General features: G+C 73.1%; 19 protein-coding genes. 7 read left to right on the forward strand and 12 right to left on the reverse strand.

Translation table 11 applies throughout. The features are described 5' to 3' along the window. The first annotated feature begins 26 nt into the window (after nucleotides 1–26). Nucleotides 27–1,016 (forward strand): serine hydrolase, encoded by a 990-nt coding sequence (locus tag ASG83_RS04315; RefSeq protein WP_055857543.1) that lies wholly within the window; start codon nucleotides 27–29, stop codon nucleotides 1,014–1,016. Continuing rightward, nucleotides 1,013–1,678, forward strand: a complete 666-nt coding sequence (locus tag ASG83_RS04320) for an alpha/beta hydrolase (RefSeq protein WP_055857546.1) — start codon at nucleotides 1,013–1,015, stop codon at nucleotides 1,676–1,678. The genes ASG83_RS04315 and ASG83_RS04320 overlap by 4 nt, the downstream gene beginning before the upstream one ends. On the opposite strand, the gene ASG83_RS04325 is transcribed toward ASG83_RS04320, so the two are convergent. The 5 genes from ASG83_RS04325 to ASG83_RS04345 all read right to left on the reverse strand — a co-directional run bounded on the left by ASG83_RS04325 (nucleotide 1,675) and on the right by ASG83_RS04345 (nucleotide 5,657). Beyond that, complete coding sequence (locus tag ASG83_RS04325; protein ID WP_055857548.1) at nucleotides 1,675–2,547, reverse strand: hypothetical protein; 873 nt, start codon at nucleotides 2,545–2,547, stop codon at nucleotides 1,675–1,677. The two genes, ASG83_RS04320 and ASG83_RS04325, sit on opposite strands and share 4 nt — an antisense overlap. A gap of 157 nt (nucleotides 2,548–2,704) precedes the next feature. After that, the gene (locus ASG83_RS04330) at nucleotides 2,705–3,031 is read right to left on the reverse strand and encodes a DUF2703 domain-containing protein (protein WP_235451371.1); all 327 of its coding nucleotides are present in this window, start codon (nucleotides 3,029–3,031) and stop codon (nucleotides 2,705–2,707) included. A gap of 15 nt (nucleotides 3,032–3,046) precedes the next feature. Then, the gene (locus ASG83_RS04335; protein WP_055857551.1) at nucleotides 3,047–3,931 is read right to left on the reverse strand and encodes an alpha/beta fold hydrolase; all 885 of its coding nucleotides are present in this window, start codon (nucleotides 3,929–3,931) and stop codon (nucleotides 3,047–3,049) included. Between the two features lie 14 nt (nucleotides 3,932–3,945). Further along, nucleotides 3,946–4,479, reverse strand: a complete 534-nt coding sequence (locus tag ASG83_RS04340) for an NUDIX domain-containing protein (protein ID WP_156376709.1) — start codon at nucleotides 4,477–4,479, stop codon at nucleotides 3,946–3,948. Continuing rightward, nucleotides 4,476–5,657, reverse strand: a complete 1,182-nt coding sequence (locus tag ASG83_RS04345; protein WP_055857553.1) for an acyl-CoA dehydrogenase family protein — start codon at nucleotides 5,655–5,657, stop codon at nucleotides 4,476–4,478. Before ASG83_RS04345 ends, ASG83_RS04340 begins: the two co-directional genes overlap by 4 nt. 96 nt (nucleotides 5,658–5,753) lie before the next feature. On the opposite strand from ASG83_RS04345, the gene ASG83_RS04350 reads away from it, so the two are divergent. Together ASG83_RS04350 and ASG83_RS04355 are read left to right on the forward strand one after the other, a co-directional pair. Beyond that, nucleotides 5,754–6,737, forward strand: a complete 984-nt coding sequence (locus ASG83_RS04350; protein ID WP_055857555.1) for an ATP-binding cassette domain-containing protein — start codon at nucleotides 5,754–5,756, stop codon at nucleotides 6,735–6,737. Then, entirely contained in the window at nucleotides 6,734–7,621 is an 888-nt protein-coding gene (locus tag ASG83_RS04355) for an ABC transporter permease (RefSeq protein ID WP_082599079.1), read from the forward strand. The genes ASG83_RS04350 and ASG83_RS04355 overlap by 4 nt, the downstream gene beginning before the upstream one ends. Before the next feature lie 33 nt (nucleotides 7,622–7,654). Here ASG83_RS04355 and ASG83_RS04360 read toward each other — a convergent pair whose 3' ends face one another. The 4 genes from ASG83_RS04360 to ASG83_RS04375 all read right to left on the reverse strand — a co-directional run bounded on the left by ASG83_RS04360 (nucleotide 7,655) and on the right by ASG83_RS04375 (nucleotide 12,687). Then, nucleotides 7,655–8,890 carry a kynureninase gene (locus ASG83_RS04360; protein WP_055857557.1) on the reverse strand — a complete coding sequence of 412 codons (1,236 nt, stop codon included), beginning with the start codon at nucleotides 8,888–8,890 and terminating at the stop codon, nucleotides 7,655–7,657. A gap of 23 nt (nucleotides 8,891–8,913) precedes the next feature. Next, nucleotides 8,914–9,993, reverse strand: coding sequence for an ABC transporter ATP-binding protein (locus ASG83_RS04365; RefSeq protein WP_055857560.1), 1,080 nt, complete (start codon nucleotides 9,991–9,993; stop codon nucleotides 8,914–8,916). After that, the gene (locus ASG83_RS04370) at nucleotides 9,990–11,597 is read right to left on the reverse strand and encodes an iron ABC transporter permease (protein WP_200959260.1); all 1,608 of its coding nucleotides are present in this window, start codon (nucleotides 11,595–11,597) and stop codon (nucleotides 9,990–9,992) included. Before ASG83_RS04370 ends, ASG83_RS04365 begins: the two co-directional genes overlap by 4 nt. Before the next feature lie 70 nt (nucleotides 11,598–11,667). Further along, on the reverse strand, nucleotides 11,668–12,687 hold the full coding sequence (locus tag ASG83_RS04375; protein ID WP_055857562.1) for an iron ABC transporter substrate-binding protein: 1,020 nt from the start codon (nucleotides 12,685–12,687) through the stop codon (nucleotides 11,668–11,670). Nucleotides 12,688–12,860: 173 nt separating this feature from the next. Between ASG83_RS04375 and ASG83_RS04380 the strand changes: the two genes are divergently transcribed. Beyond that, nucleotides 12,861–13,298 carry an Lrp/AsnC family transcriptional regulator gene (locus ASG83_RS04380; protein ID WP_055857564.1) on the forward strand — a complete coding sequence of 146 codons (438 nt, stop codon included), beginning with the start codon at nucleotides 12,861–12,863 and terminating at the stop codon, nucleotides 13,296–13,298. A 23-nt stretch (nucleotides 13,299–13,321) separates the two neighbouring features. On the opposite strand, the gene aceB is transcribed toward ASG83_RS04380, so the two are convergent. Both aceB and aceA read right to left on the reverse strand, forming a co-directional pair. After that, nucleotides 13,322–15,007 (reverse strand): malate synthase A, encoded by a 1,686-nt coding sequence (aceB, locus tag ASG83_RS04385; protein WP_055857566.1) that lies wholly within the window; start codon nucleotides 15,005–15,007, stop codon nucleotides 13,322–13,324. 57 nt (nucleotides 15,008–15,064) lie between these two features. Continuing rightward, nucleotides 15,065–16,375, reverse strand: a complete 1,311-nt coding sequence (gene aceA, locus ASG83_RS04390; protein WP_055857568.1) for an isocitrate lyase — start codon at nucleotides 16,373–16,375, stop codon at nucleotides 15,065–15,067. Nucleotides 16,376–16,546: 171 nt separating this feature from the next. On the opposite strand from aceA, the gene ASG83_RS04395 reads away from it, so the two are divergent. Both ASG83_RS04395 and ASG83_RS04400 read left to right on the forward strand, forming a co-directional pair. Beyond that, nucleotides 16,547–17,963 (forward strand): helix-turn-helix domain-containing protein (locus tag ASG83_RS04395; protein WP_156711018.1); only part of this gene is annotated, 1,417 nt, incomplete at its 3' end. Nucleotides 17,964–18,080: 117 nt separating this feature from the next. After that, entirely contained in the window at nucleotides 18,081–18,437 is a 357-nt protein-coding gene (locus ASG83_RS04400; protein ID WP_055857570.1) for a GntR family transcriptional regulator, read from the forward strand. Between the two features lie 326 nt (nucleotides 18,438–18,763). Here ASG83_RS04400 and ASG83_RS04405 read toward each other — a convergent pair whose 3' ends face one another. Beyond that, nucleotides 18,764–22,303 carry a bifunctional proline dehydrogenase/L-glutamate gamma-semialdehyde dehydrogenase gene (locus ASG83_RS04405; protein ID WP_055859270.1) on the reverse strand — a complete coding sequence of 1,180 codons (3,540 nt, stop codon included), beginning with the start codon at nucleotides 22,301–22,303 and terminating at the stop codon, nucleotides 18,764–18,766. Between the last annotated feature and the right edge of the window lie 13 nt (nucleotides 22,304–22,316).

Below are 22,316 nucleotides of genomic sequence, written 5' to 3' on the forward strand. Positions count from 1 at the left end.
CGGCGCCGTCACCACAGGAGCAGCCCATGACCCGCACCTTCGGCCACGCCATCGACTGGATGCGCGCCCGCGTCGACTCCGGCCAGCTGCCCACGGGCGTGCTCGGCGTGTGCTCGGCCGACGGGGTGCTCGCACTCGAGGCGTTCGGCTCCGACGGCGGCCGCACCGCGACCGTCGACGACCGCTACGCCCTCTACTCGGTCACGAAGCCGCTCACGGGCCTCACGATCGCGCGCGCGATCGAGCGCGGTCTGCTGACGAGCGAGACCCTGCTGCGGGATGCCCTGCCGCAGGCCCCCGCGGGCGCCGCGACCCTCGGCCGGCTGCTGAGCCACACCTCCGGCATCGTCGACCACGAGCTCGGCGGCGGCTCGGGCGGGCCGGCGTCGCTGCGGGAGGCGCTCGCGACCGCGCTGCTCGAATCGGTGCCGGGCACCGTGCGCCGCTACAACAACCTCGCCTTCGAGGGCGCCGTCGCGATCCTCGAGCACGCGACGGGCGCCGAGTTCGTCGACCTCTTCACCGAGATGGCGGATGCGGCCGGCACCGGCACGCTCTCGTTCGACCCGGCGGACGCGCACGAGATCCACGACGCCGACCTCGCCGGCCACGACCCGTCGCTCGTGTTCGCCGCCCGCCACCCGGCGGCCGGCGCGGTCGGAACGGTGCACGACCTCCTGGCGATCGGGCAGTCTCTGCTCGCCGGTGACGGGCGCGTGGTGGCGCCCGTCACCCTCGGAGCGATGCTGCGGCCGCGCACCTCGGGCCTGCCGGTGCTCGACGAGGACCCGATCAAGCGCTTCGAGGACTTCGGGCTCGCCTGGAACCTGCCGCACCGGCCCGGCCTGCTCGACCACTCGCTGTTCGGCCACACGGGCTGGACGGGCACGCAGTTCTGGATGTCGCGCGACGCCGGCCTGTGCGTCGTGGCGCTCACCAACCGCCTCGACTCGTGGCGGCCCGAGGTCGGCGTCGACTGGGACCAGCTGCTCAACGCGGTGATGAGCGCACGATGACCGCCTCAGCCGATCGTCCGCGCACGCACGTCGTCGTGCTGCCGGGCGGCGGCTATGCGCGCCTCGCCCCGCACGAGGGCGAGCCCGTCGCCGAGTGGCTGCGCGGACTCGGGCTCGAGGCGAGCGTGCTCGAGTACCCGGTGCGGACGCGGCACCCGGGGCCGTTCCACGCGGTGCGGCGGCACATCGGCGAGCTGCGGGCGCACGGCGTCGAGCGCGTCGGCATCGTCGGCTTCTCCGCCGGCGGCCACCTCGCCGGCCACGCCGCCGTGAGCGGGCTCGTCGACGCGGCCGTGCTCGGCTACCCCGTGGTGTCGATGGAACTGCCCACGCACCGCGGCTCGCGCGAGCAGCTGATCGGCCTGCGCGCCTGGCCGTGGGCGCGCCGCGCTCTGTCGATCGACCGGCTCGTGACGCGGGGAGCGCCGCCGATGTTCATCTGGCACACCGCGGCCGACGAGCCCGTGCCCGTCGAGCACAGCTACCTGCTCGGGCGGGCGCTCGCCGCGCACGACGTGCCGCACGCGCTGCACGTCTACCCGCGCGGCCGGCACGGGCTCGGGCTCGTCGACGGCATCGACGGCGAGGAGGAGGCCGGGATCGCCCGGAACTGGACGCGCGACTGCGCGGAGTGGCTGCGCGAGCTCGGCTGGATCGACTAGCGGCGCGCTGACCCCGGCGGCACGGGGACGGGGTGCCGGGCATCCACTGCTCTGATGACGACGACGGATGCCCAGACCAGCGTGACCCCGACGACGCACGCGACGACGAGCACGGTGAGTCCCGCCGCGCCGGCGCTGATGCCGACGCCGATGAGCGCGTAGGTGACGGTCGCGGCGTAGACGATCGACGCGCGCGAGCCGAGCACGAAGGCGACCGCGAGGCCGCTCGCGGCGAGCAGCACGAGCAGCTGCCAGGTCTGACCCCACGCGGTGTCGACGGGCGCGCCCGACCCCTGCACGACCGTGCCGATCTGCACGAAGAACGCCATCGACGTCCAGCCCGAGTAGGTGCCGAGGAGGCCGTAGAGCAGGCCGCGCTCGAGCGGGTTCCAGGCGGCGAGCTCGTCGCGGGCGCGCACGACGCGCGTCCAGGCGACGACGTGCGCGCTGATGATGACGACGAAGACGACGAGGCCGAGCGGGTTGTCCTGCCCGAGCGCGGCGGTCGCGAGCCACAGGCCGAAGCACGCGAAGACGACGCCCAGCGGCCCGGCGACGCGGTCGCGAATGCTCGGCAGCGCGGTGAGCGTCGACGGCCGGGCCTGCGCGAGCGCGTAGGCGAGGCCCAGCAGGATGATCACGCCCCAGATCGCGAACCAGGCTCCGGGCGGGACGAGCGGAGAGAACTCCGCCCCCGACTGCAGCGTCGTCGGTGAGAGCCAGTCGAACACGAGCGACGACACGGGCTGGCCGACCGCGAGGACGACGAGGAGGGAGCGGAGGAGCATCCGCCGCTTCTCATCGGTGCCGCGCGTCGTGCGGGGCGGGATCGACACCGATCCGGTGTCGGTCAGGGATGCTGTGCGCACGGTCCAGAGACCTCCTCCACGACCGCACGGGAGCCTCGCGCGCCTCGCACGAGCTTCGTGCTCCGCCGGCGCGCGGTCGTTGCACGGCCAGGGTAGACCCGCGGCGCACAGGTCGCACGACCCCTGTCGGGGTGTCGGATCGCGGGTCGGACTGAGGTCAGCCGGCGAGTCGCTCGGCCATCAGGGCGCGCAGCTGCTCGCGGCTCGGCCGGCCGCGGAGCCCCGCCTCGGTCAGGTAGACGCGGCACGCGAGCTCGCCCGTCGGTTCGCCGTGCGGGAACGGGTCGTCGCCATCGAGGAGGATCGTCGGCGAGCCCGCGAAGCCCGCGGCGAGCGCCTCGTTCCCGGTCGTCACGCGTCGCACGACGACGGCGAGGTCGGCGCGGCCCAGCTCGGAGAGCACGGCGCGGAGGTCCTCCGCGGTCTCCGCCCAGTTCGGGCACTCGTCGATGTGCACGACCTCGATGGTGATCTGAGCGGTCACGGCTGCTCCTCCCTCTCACGACTCATTCGGACGTTCGTCTCTCTGCGCCGCGATCCACTCGAGCGCGGCGGCCGCGCGACGCAGGATCGAGATGTGGCCGTCGTCGGGCGTGAGATCGATGACGGCGTGCGGGATGCTCCGCGCGAGCTGCGCGGAGTGCGCGGCCGGCACCATCCGATCGAGGCCGCCGTGCACGAGCCGCACGGGCGAGCGGATGCTGCTCGGCGCGAAGCCCCAGTCGCGGACGTACGCGAGGTCGTCGTCGATGAGCGGGGCGGGGCCGGCGGCGAGGGCGGGGCGGACGACCTCCATGATCCAGCCCCACTCGCCGTCGAAGGCCGCGCCGTCGGCGGCGATGAAGCCCATGTCGCCCTCGTGCTCGACCGACTCGTACTCCTCCTTCGCCGCGCGACCCGCGACGGCGGCGCGCAGCGAGGCGGCGCCGAGATCGCTGAACCCGGCGAACCAGTCGGCGTCGCGCGTGGGGTCGTAGGGGGCGAGGCCGGAGATGCTGACCGCCGCGACGACGCGATCGGGAAGGAGCGCGGCGCAGGCGAGGGCGTGCGGGCCGCCGCCGGAGTGGCCGAGGACGGCGAAGGGGCGGCCCGGCCGCGCGCCGGCCGCGTCGGGGGCATCGAGCGCGTCGACGACGTCCGCGGTGTCGGCCCCCGCGCTCGCTACGGTGCGATCGGGGCGCGGAGTCGAGCCGCCGTAGCCGGGCCGGTCGTACCCGACCAGTCGCAGGCCCAGCCGGTCGGCGTGGTCGAGGAGGGGCCGCGGCGGCGTGCCGATGTTCGGGGTTCCGTGGTGCCAGACGACGGGCAGGGCGTGCGCGCCGCCGGTGCCGGAGTCGTATGCGTGCAGGACGCCGCCCCCGATCGTCACGTCGAACTCGCGCATGCTCAGACTCCCGTCTACGACCAGGCCGGCGCGCGGCCGTCGTCGTCGGTCGGCAGAGCGAGGCCCGCGTAACGAAGCCCGTCGTCGACGAGCTCGACGCGCTCGAGGCCGGCGACCTCGTCGAGGGCGAACCAGCGCACGTCGTCGGTCGTGCCCTCCTGCTCGACGGCGAGCGCGCCACCGACGATCGTGCAGCGGTAGACGATGCGCAGCCCCTGCAGGTCGCGGCCGGGGCCGGGGATCCGCTTCGCGCCCGGGATGATGATCGACCCGACGCCGAGGATCCCGTCGACGCGCACGTCGAAGCCCGTCTCCTCCTTCACCTCGCGCACGACCGTCTGCTCGGGGTGCTCGCCCGGCTCCATGCCGCCGCCCGGGAGGGTCCAACCGCCGTAGGCGCCCTCGCGCCAGTGGGCGAGCAGCACACCGCGCTCGTCGTGGACGATGCCGTAGCAGCCGACGCGCAGGTCGACGCCGGCGAGGGCCGCGGCGGGGAGGTCGGTGGGCTCGACGTCGGGCGCGTCGCGATCAGAGGGTGCGGCGCTCACGGCAGCGGCCCCAGCAGGTCGGCCGCGACCGTCGCGTGCACGCTCTCCGGGTCGCTCGGGTGGTAGATGCCGGCGAGCACGTCGCGCTGCAGGCGGCTGAGCTCGTCGCCCGCGCGATAGGCCCCACCCCCGGCGATGTGCATGCACTGGTCGACGACCTCGCGCGCGGTGACGACGGCGCGCTGCTTGAGCCCCGCCAGGTCGCGGAACCACCGCGCACCCCGGTCGAGACCCGCGTCGCGATCGCGGCAGACGGCCTCGATCTGCGGGGCCAGCGCGTCGAGCGCGAGCGCGGCATCCGCCACCCGCCATCGGATGTCGGGGTCGGCCGACTGGGGCGCTCCCCCGTTCTTGAGGCTCGTGCGCCGGTGGGCGGACTCGACGGCGAGCTCGAGGGCGCGGTCGGCGAGCCCGGCGTAGACGGCGGCCATGAGGGTGAGGAAGTTCGCCGAGATCGCGAGGAGGAACGGGTCGAGCGTGGGGCCGACGGGCAGGATGCGCGACACGCGCTCGTCCGGGATGAACGCCGCGTCGAGCCGGGTCGTCCAGCTCTGGGTCGCTCGCATGCCGAGCGAATCCCAGTCGGGGGTGAGCGCGATGCCGGGTGCGGGGTGCAGCTCGAGGCGGTCGGGGGTCGAGACCGGGGACTCGCGCAGGAGGAAGCCGTGGACGATCGCGGGATCGGCGTCGGCGGGGTCGTGACGGCCGAGCACGCCGAGCCTCGTCCACGCCGGGCTCAGGCTCGTGATGATCTTCTTGCCGGTGAACGACCAGCCGGCGCCGGAGCCGTCTGCTGCACCGGGCACGCGGTCGACGCGCGTCACCGAGTCGGTCATGACGCGGTCGTTGCCGGCCTCGCTGATCGCGAAGGCGAAGAGCTCGCCCGCCTCGCAGTCGCGCGCGACCCACGCGAGGCTGTCGTCGCCGGCGGCGGCGAGGTCGCGGGCGACGCCCATCCAGACCAGGTGCATGGTCATGCCGAGCGCCGTCGCGGGAGCGTGCGCGGCGAGCATCCGCTGGTCGCGGGCCGCGGCCGTGAGGCTGCGCGGTCGGAGGTACCCGGCCTCGCGCAGCGCGGTCAGGTCGTCGAAGAAGAACGAGTTGCGAGCGTCGTGGTCGGGGGCGCGATCGCGGATGCCGTGCAGGAGCTCGGGGGACAGCACGGTCTGCTCGCTCACCGGGCCAGGCTACGCCCGACTCCCGACGGTCGGCCGGGAGCGGTGGGGAGAACGACGAGACCTCACGATGTCGCCGGCCAGGAGTAGCATCCGCGCATGCCGTTCATCGAGGCGAGCGACCTCGTCAAGACCTACACCCCGAAGGGCGCCCCGGTCGTGCGCGCGCTCGACGGGCTGTCGCTGCAGGTGCCGCAGGGCACCGTCACCGCCCTGCTCGGCCCCAACGGCGCCGGCAAGACGACCACCGTCAAGGTGCTCACGACGCTCATCAGCCCCGACTCCGGCTCGGCGGTCATCGACGGCGTCGACGTGCTCGCCGACCCCGAGCGGGTGCGGCGCATGATCGGCGCGAGCGGCCAGTACGCCGCCGTCGACGAGAACCTCACGGGCTTCGAGAACCTCGAGATGGTGGGCCGGCTCTACCACCTGGGCGCGAAGCGGGCGAAGCAGCGGGCGCGCGAGCTCATCGAGCTCTTCGACCTCGTCGAGGCGCAGAACCGCGTGGTCAAGGGCTTCTCCGGCGGCATGCGCCGGCGCATCGACCTCGCGGGCGCGCTCGTCATCAACCCGCCGGTGCTCTTCCTCGACGAGCCGACCACGGGCCTCGACCCGCGCAGCCGACTGGCGCTGTGGGATGTCATCGAGAGCCTCGTGAGCGGCGGGACGACCGTGCTCCTCACCACGCAGTACCTGGAGGAGGCCGATCGTCTCGCCGACTCGATCTCGGTCATCGACGAGGGCCGCGTGATCGCCGAGGGCACCGCCGACGAGCTCAAGGCGTCGGTCGGCGGGCCGCGCGTCGCGCTCACGCTCGTCGAGGCCGACGAGACGGAGGTCGTGCGCGGCATCCTCCAGCGCTACGGCGCGGGCGAGGCGGTGCCGTCGAACGAGGGCAAGACCTGGGTCGTGCCCGTCGAGGACGGCCCGACCGCCCTCAGCCGCATCGTCGGCGAGGTGACCGCCGCGGGCATCGCCCTCCACGACGCGGGCATGCGACGACCCACGCTCGACGACGTCTTCCTTCAGCTCACCGGGCACGCGGCGGAGGATCCGGGCGAGGGCGGGAAGGGGGCGGCATGAGCACCGTGAGATCGAGCGGGACGGCCGGCTCGACGGGCGGGCTCGGCGCGCGCGGAGCATCCGCGACCCTGCAACCGGAGCCGGGGACGGCGATCGGGAGGTTCCTCAGCGACGGGTGGGTCGCCACGCGCCGCAACCTCATGAAGATCATCCGGGTGCCCGACATCCTCGTGTTCACGCTGCTGCAGCCGATCATGTTCGTACTGCTGTTCACCTACGTCTTCGGCGCCGCGATCGACGTGCCCGGCGGGTACACGTCGTTCCTCATGGCGGGCATCTTCGCCCAGACCGTCGTGTTCGGCTCGACCTACTCGGGCTCGGCGATGGCGCAGGACCTCAAGGACGGCATCATCGACCGCTTCCGCACCCTGCCGATGAGCGGTGCGGCCGTGCTCGTCGGGCGCACCAACGGCGACCTCGTCATCAACGGGCTGTCGATGCTCGTCATGATGGGCACCGGCTTCATCGTCGGCTGGCGCGTCGAGTCGTCGCTCGGGGGGTTCCTCGCCGGGGTCGCGCTGCTGCTGCTGTTCGCCTACGCGTTCTCATGGCTCATGGCCTTCCTCGGCATGAGCGTGCGCAGCCCCGAGATCATCAACAACGTGTCGTTCCTCGTGCTCTTCCCTCTCACGTTCATCTCGAACGCGTTCGTGCCCACCGAGAACCTCCCCACCCCGCTGCGGATCTTCTCGGAGTGGAACCCCGTCTCGGCGCTCGTGCAGTCGGCGCGCGAGCTGTTCGGCAACGTGCCCGCGGGAACGCCCGTCGGCGACGCGTGGACGGCCCAGAATCCCATCCTCACCGTGCTCATCGGCATCGCGGTGCTGCTCCTCGTGTTCGTGCCGCTGTCGATCGCGAAGTTCGCGGCGCTCGGGAAGAAGTAGGGGCGCTTCCGGCGTCTCTCGGTGCGGGGCGGCTCAGTCGGCGAGCGCCGCCGCGAGCGCCCGGATGCCCCGCTCGACGTCCGCGAAGCTCGTGCTGAGCGGAGACAGCCCGAGGCGCACCCCGCTCGGGTGGCGGAAGTCGGGGATGACCCCCTCGGCCCAGAGTCGCTCGACGGCGCGCCGAGCGTTCGGATGGTCGACCGTGATGTGGCCCCCGCGACGCGCGGGATCGCGCGGCGAGGCGACCACGGCATCCGGGATCAGGGCGTCGACGAGCGCGATCGCGAACCCGGTCAGCGCGACCGACTTCGCCCGCACCGCGGGCATGCCCGCCGCCTCGATCTCGTCGAGCATGTGGGCGATCGGCTGCATGCCGATGATGGGCGGGGTTCCGCTGACCAGGCGACGGATGCCCGGCGCGGGCTCGAACCCGGCCGTCATGCTGAACGGCTCCGCCGCGCCCAGCCACCCGGGGATGGGGTTGCGCAGCTGCGCCTGGTGCCGCGCGGCGACGTAGGCCCAGGCGGGGGCGCCCGGGCCTCCGTTCAAGTACTTGTACGAGCATCCGACCGCCATGTCGACGCCCCACGCGTCGAGCTCGAGCGGCACGGAGCCGACCGCGTGCGAGCAGTCCCAGATGACGAGCGCGCCGTGCGCCTGCACGACGCCCGTGACGGCGGCCATGTCTGCCCACCACGCGCTGCGGTAGGCGACGCCGCCGAGGAGTGCGGCGATCGTGCGCTCGCTCACGACCTCGGCGATCAGCTCGGGGGTCACGCCGCCGCCGTGCGGGACCTCGAGCCACCGCACCGTGAGCCCGTGGTCGTCGGCGAGCCGCTCAACGATGAACCGGTCGGTCGGGAACTCGTCGCGCGCGATCACGAGCTCCGTCCTCCCGGGGCGGGCCGCGATCGCGGCGCGCAGCAGCTTGAAGATGAGCACCGTGGTCGAATCGGCGACGATCGTCTGACCGGATGCGGCGCCCAGGCACGCGGCGCCGATGCGGTCGCCGAGGCGCTCGCCCAGCGACAGCCAGCCCTCGTCCCAGCCGCGGATCAGTCGCCCGGCCCACTGCGTGCGCACGAAGTCGGGCAGCGCGTCGAGCGTCGCCCGCAGCGGCCTCCCGAGCGAGTTGCCGTCGAGGTAGGCGACGAGGTCGTCGCCCGGCACGAAGCGGTCGACGACCGCGGCGAGCGGGTCGGCGGCGTCGAGCGCGGCGGGGTCGGGCAGGGGCGCGGCCGGGTTCGGGAGGGGCGCGGCGTCAGTCACCCGGTCAGCCTAGGCTCGCGCGACTACGCCGGCACGGGGAACGCGAGCCCCGGCCGCTGCACGGCGAGGCGGAGGTCCTCCCCCACCTGCGGCAGGTCGACGGCCGCCATGCGCATGCGCACCGTGAGACCCGCGGTGAGATCGCAGCTCAGCATCGCGTCGTGGCCGGCGTACGAGATCGAGGCGACCCGGGCATCCGCCCCCGCAGCGGCGTGCGCGAGCAGGTCGGGGCGCGGGACGATCCACTCGGGGCGCAGCATGAGCCGCACGGTGTCGCCGTCGGCGGGCGTGAAGCCGACCGCCGCCGCCTCGACGTTGCCGAGTGCGCAGGTCACGCGGCCGCCGCGCCAGGCTCCGTCGAGCTCGACGACGTCGCCGACGAATCGGGCGACCCAGTCGCTCGCCGGCTGCTGGTAGATCTCCTCCGGCGTGCCGAACTGCTCCAGGTGCCCGTCGCGCAGCACCGCGACGCGGTCGGCGAGGGTCAGCGCCTCCTCCTGGTCGTGCGTCACGAGGATCGAGGTCGTGCCCTGGGCGCGCAGCAGCTCGGCGACCTCTCGGCGCAGGACCGTGCGCAGCTGGGTGTCGAGCGCGGCGAACGGCTCGTCGAGCAGGAGGACGTCGGGCCGCGGGGCGAGGGCGCGGGCGAGGGCGACGCGCTGCGCCTGCCCGCCCGAGAGCTGGTTGGGGGCGCGGTTCGTGAGGGCGCCGAGGCCGACGAGCTGAGCGAGCTCGGCGATGCGCTCGGCGCGGGCGCGCCCGCGAGCACCGCCGCCGCCGCGGCCACCCGGCACGGCGAAGCCGATGTTCTCGCCGACCGTCAGGTGCGGGAAGAGCGAGGCCTCCTGCGGCACCCAGCCGATGCCGCGCTTCTCGGGCGGCACCACGCGGCCCGGGCGCGACAGCTCGCGCGAGCCGATCGCGATCGACCCGTCGCGGAGGGGAAGCAGGCCGGCGATCGCGAGCAGCAGGGAGGTCTTGCCGCAGCCCGACGGGCCCAGCACGGCGACGAGCTCGCCCGAGCGGATCGTCATCGACACGTCGTCGACGGCGAGCGTCGACCCGTGGGTCACGCTCGCGCCGGACACGACGAGGTCGCTCACAACTCCTCCTTGGCGGTGCTGCGGATGCCCGAGAGCACCATGGCGGGGACCGCCGCGATCAGGACGAGCACCGCGGCGTAGGGGGCGGCGGCGCCGAACTCGAACACGACCGTCCTGTTCCACAACTCGGTGGCGAGCGTCTGGATTCCCGTCGGCCGCAGCAGCAGCGTCGCCGGCAATTCTTTCATGGTCGCGATCGCCACGAGCAGGGCGCCGATGCCCACGCTCGGCAGCGCGAGCGGCACCGTCACGCGCCACCACGCCCGCAGCGGCGAATCGCCGAGCGTGCGCGCCACCGACACGAGCGCCACCGGCACGTCGGCCAGCCCCGACCGCATCGTGCCGATCGCCTTCGGCATGAACAGCACCGCGTACGCGAAGACGAGCACCGCGACGCTCTGGTAGAGCGCGGGCAGCACCGCGAGCGAGAAGAACACGAGCGACAGGCCGACCACGATGCCGGGCAGCGCGTGGCCGAGATAGCCCACCGACTCAATGGCCGAGACGAGCCGGCCGCGGAAGCGGGCGGCGAGCGCCGCGATGGGCAGCGCGAGGACGACCGCGAGCGCGGCAGCCGCGAGCGCGACCCCCACCGTCGAGCCGACCGCCGCGAGCAGGCGCGGCACGTCGAGCTCGCGCAGCGTCTCGGCCTGCACCAGTCGCGTCGCGAGACCCAGGAGCGGGATCGCGACGCCCACGACGGGAGCGGCGGCGACGACGGGGAGCAGCGACAGGAGCATCCCCCGCCCGATCGTCCGGGGGGCGACGGCGCGGGCCGCCGCGCGCGGCACCCGGCCGCGAGCCGTGCGCTCACCGAGCACGACGAGCAGCGCGAGCACGACGAGCAGCAGGGCGAGGATGGCCGCCTGCGCCCGGTCGAAGCTCGCCGAGTACGCGGCATTGATGCCCCACGTCAGGGTCGGGAAGCGCATCATCGCCACGAGACCGAAGTCGCTCAGCGCGTAGAGCGCGACGAGCAGCCCGCCCGCGATCGCCGCCGGCCGCACCTGCGGCCACGTCGCGACGAAGAACGCCGAGAGCGGCCCGCGGCCGAGCGTACGCGCGACGCCCTCGAGGTCGCCGGATGCCCCGCGCAGGGCGGCCGCGACCGGCAGCGTCACGTACGGCATCGTCACCGCCGACAGCAGCAGCCAGCTCGGCACGAACCCCTGCATGCTCGGCGCCAGCACGAGCCACCCGTAGCCGGCGAGGAACGACGGCACCGCGAGCGGCAGCGCCGAGGCCAGCAGCCACAGCCTCGGGAACGGCACCCGCAGCCGCGACAGCGTGAACGCTACCGCCGTGCCGAGGACGAGCGCGGTCGCCGTCGTCGCCGCCGCGAGGCCGAGCGAGTTCGCGGCGTACTCCAGCACGCGCCCGCGGGTCAGGGTCTCGACGATGCGGTCGAAGCCCGACTCGCCCCCGCGCACCACCAGATAGACGAGGGGGATGCTCGCGGCGAGGGCGGCGAGCGACGCGAGCACCACGAGCCAGAGCGGCGGCCGAGTCGCGCTCGACGCGTCTCGGGCATCCGCCCTCGGGTGCGGCGGCGCCGCGGTGGCCGCCGGATCGGGGGCCGCCGCGGTCTGCGGCGCGAGCGTCATGGGGCTATTCGACCATTCGGTGGGTGGGAGCCGGCAGGGTCGAAAGCCCCGCGGCGGCCGGTTCGAGGGGCTAGATGAGGCCGACGCGCGACAGCAGCTCCTGCGACTGCTGGAGCGAGTCGAGGTCGCTGAGGTCGAAGTCGGGCGTGACGAGCGACTCGAGAGCGGGCAGACCCTCGGCGGCCTCGATGCCGGGCACGAGCGGGTACTCGAAGGTCTCGTTCACGAAGTACTCCTGGCCCGCCTGCGACACGAGGTACTCGATGAAGGCACGGGCGTCCTCGTTCTCGGCCGCGCCGCTCAGGAGGCCAGCGCCCGTGACGTTGACGATCGAGCCCGCATCGCCCGGGGTGAGGAACTTCAGCTGCGCGCGCATGTTGTCGGCGCCGACCTCGGCCGCCTGACGGAACCAGTAGTAGTGGTTGATGAGGCCCGCCTCGAGCGCTCCGTCGTTGACCGCGGTGAGGATCGGCACGTTCGACTCGAAGATCTGCGGGTCGTTGTTCGAGAGCGCCTCGGCCCACTGCTCGGCGGCGTCCTCCCCCTCGATGACGCGCAGCGCGGTGATGAACGACTGGAAGCTCGCGTTCGTCGGCGCGACGCCCAGTCGGCCCCGCCACTCATCGGTGACGTAGCCGTCGATCGAGTCGGGCAGCTCGTCGGCGCTCAGGCGCTCGCCGTCGTACACGACGACGCGCGCGCGACCCGTGACGCCCACCCAGCTGCCGTCGGTCGAGCTGAACTCGGGGGTCACGGCGCCCGTGATGTCGTCCGGGAGCGTCGCGAACAGCTCGGCGTCGCTCAAGGCGCCGAGCGCGCCGGCGTCCTGCGAGAGGAAGACGTCGGCGGGAGTCGCGTCGCCCTCCTCCAGCAGCAGCGCGGCCATCTCCGGGGTGTTGCCGTAGCGCACGTCCACCTGGATGCCGGTCTCCTCGGTGAACGCGTCGATGAGCGGCTGCACGAGGTCCTCATCGCGGCCGGAGTACAGCGTGAACGCCGCCTCCTCCTCGGCGGGGGTCGCGGCGCAGCCGGCGAGCAGCAGGCCGGCGACGGGCAGGGCGAGCAGGGCGAGTGGGCGGGACGAGCGCATGGAAGGACTCCGGAGGAGAGGGAGGGGAGGAGGTGCAGGACACGGCGACGCTGCCACAGGTAAGGCTAGCCTTACCAATCGGGAAACGCCACCCGCGCCGGCGAACTCACGGCGGCGCAGCATTCGTGCGTGCGGATGCCCCGCCGCGCCGCCGAGTCGCCTACCGTTAGCCCATGGACGCCATCGATTCGCGCATCATCGATCAGCTGCGTCAGAACGCCCGCGCCGGCTACGGCGACATCGGCGACGTCGTCGGACTCTCCGCCTCGGCCGTGAAGCGCCGCGTCGACAAGCTCGTCGCCGAGCGCGTGATCCGCGGTTTCACCGTGCAGGTCGACCCGGCCGTCGAGGGCCTCGCCGTCGAGGCGTACGTCGAGCTGTTCTGCCGCGGCACGGTCGCGCCGGAGGAGCTGCGGCGCATCCTGCTCGCCGTGCCCGAGGTCGTGGAGGCCGGCACCGTCACGGGCGACGCCGACGCGATCGTGCGGCTGCGGTCGCGCGACATCCCGAGCATGGAGGAAGCGCTCGAGCGCGTGCGGTCGGCGCCCAACGTCGACCACACGCGGTCGGCGATCGTGTTCTCGCGGCTCGTCGACCGCGCGCACGAGTAGTCGTACGCGCGGTCGACGGGGTCCTACGCGGCGCGCGCCTCCTGCTGCTCATGGCTCGCCGGCGCGGCCTCGGCCGGCTCGACCAGGTACCGCGTGTAGCCCGGCACCGTGAGGAAGGTCGGGAAGTCCTCGTGGAGGGTCACGGTGCGGAAGAGCTCCTCCGCCTCGGCCAGGCGGCTGCCCGGCGCGTGCGGCAGCGAGGCGAGCACCTCGGCGAGCATCCCCTCGACGAGGCCGCGCGTGATCGTCTCGCCCTCGACGGTGACGTGATCCTGGTGGATCCACTGCCACAGCTGCGAGCGGCTGATCTCCGCGGTCGCGGCGTCCTCCATGAGGTTGTCGATCGCGGCGGCGCCGATGCCGCGCAGCCACGAGTCGAGGTACCGGATGGTGATCGCGATGTTCGCGCGCACGCCAGCGAGGGTGACCTCGCCCCCGGCCGAGCGCACGTCGAGCAGGTCGCGCGCCGTGACGTGCACGTCGTCGCGCTGCCGGTCGAGCTGGTTCGGGCGGTCGCCGAGGACGGCGTCGAACTCGGCCCGCGCGACGGGGATGAGGTCGGGGTGCGCGACCCACGAGCCGTCGAAGCCGTCGCCGGCCTCGCGGCGCTTGTCGGCGGCGACGCGCTCGAGCGCGCGCTCCGTGACCTCCGGGTCGCGGCGGTTCGGGATGAACGCGCTCATCCCGCCGATCGCGTGAGCGCCGCGCTTGTGGCACGTCTTGACGAGCAGCTCGGTGTACGCCCGCATGAACGGCAGGGTCATGAGGATGCGGTCGCGGTCGGGCAGCACGAACCACTGGCCCCGACCCCGGTAGTTCTTGATGATCGAGAACACGTAGTCCCAGCGGCCGGCGTTGAGGCCCGCGCAGTGGTCGCGGAGCTCGAACAGGATCTCCTCCATCTGGAACGCCGCGGGGAAGGTCTCGATGAGCACCGTCGCGCGGATGGTGCCGTGGTCGAGCCCGAGGCGCTGCTCGGTGAAGGTGAAGACGTCGTTCCAGAGCCGGGCCTCGCGGTGGTTCTCGAGCTTCGGCAGGTAGAAGTACGGGCCTCGGCCGCGGGCGACGAGCTCGGCCGCGTTGTGGAAGGCGTAGAGCCCGAAGTCGACGAGGCTCGCGCTCGCGGCGAGGCGCAGCCCCGAGCGGTCGGTGTACTCGATGTGCTTCTCGACGAGGTGCCAGCCGCGCGGGCGCATCACGATCGTGGGCGTGCGCTCGGCGGTGACGCGGTACTCCTTGCCGGGGGCGCCGTCGACGCCGGGGGCGGTGAACTCGAGCCGCTCGCGGATCGCGTCGAACAGCGACAGCTGCCCTTCCACGATGTTGCCCCACGTCGGGCTCGTGGCGTCCTCGAGGTCGGCGAGCCAGACGTTCGCGCCCGAGTTGAGGGCGTTGATCGTCATCTTCGGGTCGGTCGGGCCCGTGATCTCGATGCGCCGGTCCTCCAGGCCGGGGCCTGCTCCCGCGACGCGCCAGGAGTCGTCCTCACGGACATCCGCCGTCTCAGGCAGGAAGCGCAGGTCGCGCCCGTTGCCCAGGTCGTACCGGGCGCGCATGCGGTCGGCGAGCCGCTCGTGCCGCGTGCCCGCGAAGCGGCGGTGCAGCTCGGCGACGAACGCGAGCGCCTCGGGGGTGAGGATCTCGTCGTAGCGGGGGCGCATGGGGCCCGCGATGGTCAGCTGGTGGTCGGCGATGGTGGACGTGGTCATGATCGTCTCGTCTCAGATGAGTCGTGTCGGTGAAAGAAGGGGATGCCCGGCGCAGGCCTAGTGGAACTGCTGCGCCTCTGTCGAGCCGACGAGCGCGAGCGTCGCGCTCTCGGGGTTGAGCGCCGTCGCGATGCGGTCGAAGTAGCCGGTGCCGACTTCGCGCTGGTGCTTGGTCGCCGTGTAGCCGCCTGCCTCGGAGGCGAACTCGGCCTCCTGCAGCTCGACGTAGGCGCTCATCTGGCGCTCCTTGTAGCCGCGCGCGAGCTCGAACATCGAGTGGTTGAGCGAGTGGAACCCGGCGAGGGTGATGAACTGGAACGCGTAGCCCATCGCGCCGAGCTCGTTCTGGAACCTGGCGATGGTGTCGTCGTCGAGGTGGCGCTTCCAGTTGAACGACGGCGAGCAGTTGTACGCGAGCTTCTTGCCGGGGAACTCCTTGTGGATGCTCTCGGCGAAGGTGCGCGCGAGCTCGAGGTCGGGCTCGCTCGACTCGACCCACAGCAGGTCGGCGTAGGGGGCGTAGGCGTGGCCGCGGGCGAGCACGGTCTCGATGCCGGGACGGGTGCGGAAGAAGCCCTCCTCGGTGCGCTCGCCCGTGAGGAACGGGCGGTCGCGCTCGTCGATGTCGCTCGTGACGAGGTCGGCGGCGAGCGAGTCGGTGCGCGCGACGATGATGCTCGGCACGCCCGCGACGTCGGCCGCGAGGCGCGCGGCGTTGAGGGTGCGGATGTGCTGCTGGGTCGGGATGAGCACCTTGCCGCCCATGTGTCCGCACTTCTTCTCGCTCGCGAGCTGGTCCTCCCAGTGCACGCCCGCGGCGCCGGCCTCGATCATCGAGGTCATGAGCTCGTAGGCGTTCAGCGGCCCGCCGAAGCCGGCCTCTGCGTCGGCGACGATCGGGGCGAGCCAGTCGATGCCGCCGTCCGCACCTGACGAGGTGCCCTCGGCGGCGGCGATCTGGTCGGCGCGACGCAGGGCGTTGTTGATGCGCTTGACGACCGCGGGCACCGAGTTGGCGGGGTAGAGGCTCTGGTCGGGGTAGGTCTGGCCGCTGAGGTTGGCGTCGGCGGCGACCTGCCAGCCGCTGAGGTAGATCGCCTTGAGGCCAGCGCGGATCTGCTGCACTGCCTGGTTGCCGGTGAGGGCGCCGAGGGCGTTGACGTAGTTCTCGGTGTGGATCAGGTTCCACAGGTTCTCGGCGCCGCGGCGGGCGAGCGTGTGCTCGACCTGCACGGTGCCGCGCAGCGCGATGACGTCCTCAGCGGAGTAGTCGCGCTGCACGCCCGACCAGCGGGCCTCGGTCTTCCACGCGGTCTCGAGCTCGGCGGCGGTCTGCGTCTGGTCGCCGGTGCGGTGCTGGGTGCTCATCGGGGCTGCTCCTTCGGTGTGCCCGCGTGTCGTGCGGGGCTGGTCGGGGCGGGCTGTCTGCCGCCGTGAGTCCACGCTCGCCGAAGAACGGGCCCTCGAGCCCCGAAAGATCTACTGAAATTTCCGGCTTTTTCGGTTGGCCCGAAATGCGGGGCGTGGGATGCTCGTCGCATGCTCGACCGCGCTCAGACCCCCGGCCACGCTGAAGAGGTGCTCGACTCCCTCACGCTCGGCCGCCGCATCCGCCAGCTCCGCTCCGACGCCGGGCTGACCCTCGCCGAGCTCGGCGAGCGGATCGGCGTCGCGACCTCGCACGTCTCGGTGCTCGAGAACGGCAAGCGCGAGGCGAAGCTCGGCGAGCTGCAGGCGATCGCGCGGGCGCTCGACGTGAGCCTCGAGAGGCTGCTGAGCTCCGAGGCTCCCACGGGGCGGGCGGCGCTCGAGATCGCGCTGACCCGGGTACAGGAGGGTCCGCTGTTCGCGGCCCTGGGCATCCCGTCATTGCCGGTGCGCAAGTCGCTCTCGGACGATGCGATTCGCACGATTCTCGCCCTGCATGCCGAGCTCGAGCGGGTGCACCGCGAGCGCGCGGCGACGCCGGAGGAGGCGCGACGCGCGAACGCGGCGCTGCGCGGCGAGATGCGGGCGCGCGGCAACTACTTCGGCGAGCTCGAGCAGACCGCGGCCGACCTGCTGAAGGCCATTGGGCACGCGGGCGGTCCGCTCTCGCAGCGCCTCGCCGCCGAGCTCGCCGCGCACCTCGGCTTCACGCTGCACTACGTCACGGACCTGCCGCCGTCGACGCGGTCGGTCACCGACCTCGAGAACGGGCGCATCTATCTGCCGGTGCAGAACGCGCCGGGGCGCGACCCGCGCACGAACCTGCTGCAGGCGCTCGCGGCGCACGTGCTGCAGCGGCCCGAGCCGACGTCGTACGCCGAGTTCCTGCGGCAGCGCGTCGAGTCGAACTACCTCGCGGCGGCGCTGCTCGTGCCCGAGGGCGACGCGGTGGCGTTCCTGCAAGCGGCGAAGGCGAAGCGCGAGCTCGCCGTGGAGGATCTGCGCGACCGGTTCGCGGTGTCGTACGAGACCGCCGCGCACCGGTTCACGAACCTCGCGACCGAGCATCTGGGAATCCCGGTCCACTTCCTGAAGGTGTTGGCGTCGGGCGTGCTGTCGAAGGCGTACGAGAACGACTCGGTGCGCTTCCCGACCGACGCGCTCGGCGCCGTCGAAGGCCAGTCGGTGTGCCGCAAGTGGTCGGCGCGGCAGGTGTTCGAGGAGCCGGACCGCTTCAGCCCGTTCCACCAGTACACCGACAAGCCGACGGGCACGTACTGGTGCACGTCGCGCATCGAGTCGGGGTCGGCCGGCGAGTTCTCGATCTCGGTCGGAACCCCCTTCGCGCACGTGAAGTGGTTCCGCGGGCGCGAGACGACGCGGCGCGGCGAGTCGACCTGCCCCGACCCCGCCTGCTGCCAGGATGCTCCGCCGGAGCTCGCCGCCCGCTGGGCCGGTGCAGCCCGCCCGCAGGCGCGCATCAACTCGTCGCTGCTCGCCGCGCTCCCGCGCGAGAGCTTCCCGGGGGNGCCATGTCCTCCCGTCCTCGCGCTTGAGCCGGAATGTGGCGGTTGGGCCGAAATGTTCTAGCTCACTCGCCACATTTCGGCTCAACCGCGGAATGCCGCGCGGGTAGCCTCGGCTCATGATCGTCACGATCGATCCGCGCTCGGCGACCCCGCCGTTCGAGCAGCTGCGCGTGCAGGTGCGCGACGCGGTCGCGTCGGGGGCGCTGGCGGGCGGCGCGAAGCTGCCGACGGTGCGCGCCCTCGCCGAGGAGCTCGGCCTCGCCGTCAACACCGTCGCGCGCGCCTACCGCGAGCTCGAGGCCGACGGGATCATCGAGACCCGCGGTCGCGCCGGCTCGTTCGTCGCGCCCCAGGGCGACCCGACCGAGCGCCAGGCCCAGGATGCGGCGCGCGAGTTCGTCGCCCGCACCCGCCGCCTCGGCCTGCCTGACGACGCCGCACTGGCTCTCGTGCGCGCCGCGCTGCGAGCCTGAGCCGCCGCGCCTTCGCTTCGCTCAGCGCCCTCGACCTCGCGCCCAGGCGCTCGCGGCGGGGGTGCCGGCCCTCTGCGCTGCAGACTTCTGACAGTGCGGAGCGGCCGACCGCGATTCACCCCATCCGCACTTCTGGAAGGGCGCGTGCACCAACTCCGGAGTTCCGGCTTGCGAGGCCCGCACCGCCACAGAACGGCGGGGGCGCGGCCCCCGATCGCCGGAGTCAGTGCACACGCACCGGGCGGAAGGACCTGCTCGCAACGAAGCGGGCGCGGCAAACGACGCGAGGCGTCGTCGACCGCGGCGCGGCCGTGCGCGCGACCGCCCTACAGCGGCAGCTCGGCGAGCGCGGGGTACGGGTTGCCGAAGCGGTGCGCCGTGACGCTCACCGACTGCTCGCGCACGAACGGCAGCAGCTCGACCCGACCCGCGGCCGTGATGGGGCCCGACCAGATCGCGACGTCGGGGTCTCCGTCGAGGGCGGCGAACAGCTCGCGCGCCTGATCGGCCGCACCGCCGTCACCACCGATGAGGCGGATGCGCGCCGGCCGCTCGGCGACGACGCGCTCCGTGAACGCCGCATCGCTCTCGATCACGAACGAGGCCGCGGCGAGCGGCGAGTCGAACTCCTCCGCGAGCGACAGCAGCGCCGACGGCAGCGCGATCGGCGTCGACACCGCGACGGGCGCCCCCGCCCGCACCGCGGCGAGCAGCACGCGGACGAGCGAACCTGACGACCCGCCGGCCGCGAGCCGTACGACGACCGGCTCGGTCGGCACCCGATAGCGCAGCACGTTGCGCTCGACCCCGAGGTCGCTCACGTCGCGCGAGACTCCGAACTCGTCGGCCCACGCGCGCTCGTCTGAGAGCGCCCCTGCGCGCGCAAAGTCGAACCCCGCGAAGTCGAGCCCCGGCTGCGCCGCCTCGAGCACGCGGCGCACGGGCGCGCTCAGCCCTCGGAAGCTCAGGTTCTGCTTCGGCGAGCGCGCGACGGGCATCCACGTGCCGAAGCCCGCGACGTACGACGGCCCGCCGGCCTTCGTCGAGCCGCCGACGCTCGAGCGCTTCCAGCCTCCGAACGGCTGGCGGCGCACGATCGCGCCCGTGATGCCGCGGTTGACGTAGAGGTTGCCGGCCTCGACGTGCTCGGCCCAGTGGTCGACCTCGGACACGTCGAGCGAGTGCAGCCCCGCCGTGAGCCCGAACGGCGTCGTGTTCTGCAGCTCGAGCGCCTCGTCGAGGTCGCGCGCGCGCATGAGCCCCAGAACGGGGCCGAAGTACTCGGTCGTGTGGAACTCGCTGCCCGGCGCGACGCCCAGCCGCACCCCCGGCGACCAGAGCCGACCCGACTCGTCGAGACGCTGCGGCTCGATGAGCCACTCCTCGCCCGGCGCGAGCTCCGTCAGGGCGCGCAGCAGCTTGCCCGACGCGGGCTCGATGAGCGGGCCGACGACCGTGGTGGGGTCGAGGGGAGAGCCGACGCGCAGCGTGCGCACAGCATCCACCAGCTGACGGCGGAACGCCGGCGAATCGGCGACCGACCCGACGAGAATGCCGAGCGACGCCGCCGAGCACTTCTGCCCCGCGTGGCCGAACGCCGAGCGCGCGAGGTCGGCGGCGGCGAGATCGAAATCGGCCGAGGGCGTCACGATGATCGCGTTCTTGCCGCTCGTCTCGGCGAGCAGCGGCAGGTCGGCCCTCCACGAGCGGAACAGCGCCGCCGTCTCGAAGGCTCCCGTGAGCACGACGCGGTCGACGGCCGGGTGGCTCATGAGCTGCTGGCCGAGCGCGTTCTCGGGCACGTCGACGAGCCTGAGAACCGAGTGCGGCACGCCCGCATCCCACAGCGCCTGCACCATGACCGCGGCGCAGCGGCGCACCTGCGGCGCGGGCTTGATGATGACGGCGCTGCCCGCGGCGAGCGCCGCGAGCACTCCCCCGGCCGGGATCGCGACGGGGAAGTTCCACGGCGGCACGACGACCGTCAGCCGCACCGGCTCGAACCGCGCCCCGTCGACGCGCGCCAGCTCGCGCGCGCTCTCGGCGTAGTAGTGGGCGAAGTCGATCGCCTCGCTGATCTCGGGGTCGCCCTCGGCGAGCGTCTTGCCGGCCTCGGCGACCATGACCTCAAGCAGCTCGGCGCGACGCGCGGCCATCATGCGGCCCGCGGCGTGCAGCACGTCGGCGCGGTCGTCGGCCGAGCGAGAGGCCCAGGCGGATGCTGCGGTGCGGGCATCCGCGATCTCGCGCTCGAGGGCCGAGGGCGTCGCGATCGCGGCGGCGGCCACGGCGTCGGCACCCAGCTGCGAGTCGGCGGCGCGCGCGAGGATCGCGCGGCCCCACTCCCGGTTGGCGGGCAGCGCCGGGTCGGTGTCGGGCTCGTTGTCGAAGTTCTCGCGCACGCCGAGCGAGGCGGCGGTCGCGCCGAGGGGCAGCTCGCGCGGAGCATCCGCCCCCGTCAGCCGGTTCTGCACGCGGTGCGGTTCGGGCGCGCCCGGGTGGTCGATGAGGTCGGCGAGCGAGGCGAGGAAGCGGCTCTGCTCGCGCGCGAAGATCTGGTGCGAGTTCGCGAGCTCGAAGGCTCCGGAGAGGAAGTTCTCGGTGCTCGCGTTCTCCTCCAGGCGGCGGATCAGGTAGCTGATGGCCGACTCGAAGTCCTCGGTGTGCACCACGGGCGTGTAGAGCAGCAGCGAGCCGACCGTGCGGCGCACCGCCTCGGTCTGGTCGGGCGCCATGCCAAGCAGCATCTCGAACTCGACGCGATTCGAGACGCCGCGCGAGCCGGCGAGCAGGTGCGCCCAGGCGATGTCGAAGAGGTTGTGGCCCGCGACGCCGATGCGCACGGCGTCGACGCGGTCGGGGCGCAGGGCGAGCTCGAGCACGCGCTTGTAGTTGGCGTCGCTCGCCTGCTTGCTCGGCAGCACCGCGACGGGCCAGCCGTGCACGGCGGCGTCGACCCGCTCCATCGCGAGGTTCGCGCCCTTCACGACGCGCACCTTGATGCCCGCACCGCCCAGGGCCCGGCGGCGCTGCGCCCACGCGGTGAGCCGCTCGAGCGCCGGCACCGCCTCGGGCAGGTAGGCCTGCAGCACGATGCCGGCCTCGTACTGCTGCAGCGAGGGCCGGTCGAGCAGGCGCTCGAAGACGGCGATCGTGAGGTCGAGGTCGCGGAACTCCTCCATGTCGAGGTTGAGGAACGTGCCGCTGCGGGCCGCCTCCTCGTAGAGCGGCACGAGCCGCTCGACGACGCGCGCGACCGTCTCGTCGAACGCCCACATCGACAGCTGGCTGACGATCGACGAGACCTTGACCGACACGTAGTCGACGTCGTCGCGAGCGACGAGGGCGTGGATGCCCGCCAGGCGCTTGTCTGCCTCGGCGTCGCCCAGCACCGCCTCGCCGAGCAGGTTGATGTTGAGTCGGTCGCCGTTCTCGCGCAGCGTCGTGAGCGTCGCGCCGAGCTTCGCGTCGCTCGCGTCGACGATGAGGTGGCCGACCATGCCGCGCAGCACGCGGCGCGAGATCGGGATGATCGGGTTCGGCAGGAAGCGCGCGAACCCGCCGCCGACGGCGATGAGGCCGCGCAGCGGGGCAGGCAGAAACTTCGGGATGCGCTCGCTGAGCTCTTCGAGGTCGCGGGCTGCGACACGCAGGTCTTCGGGCCGCGCCACGCGGTCGACGAAGCCGATCGCGAAGTGCAGGCCGTCGGGGTCTTTCAGCAGGCCGGCGAGGCGCGCGGCCGCGGCGTCGGGCTTGGCGTCGCCGGCCTCGTCGAGCCAGCGGCGCACGAGCGCGACGGCCTCGTCGGCGAGCGGCTCGAGCGCCACGTGCTCGGCGGCGCGCGGGTGATCGATCGGGGTGCTCATGGTCATCAGCCTG

It is taken from the genome of Yonghaparkia sp. Soil809 (assembly GCF_001429705.1).
In the GTDB taxonomy this organism is placed as follows: domain Bacteria; phylum Actinomycetota; class Actinomycetes; order Actinomycetales; family Microbacteriaceae; genus Microcella.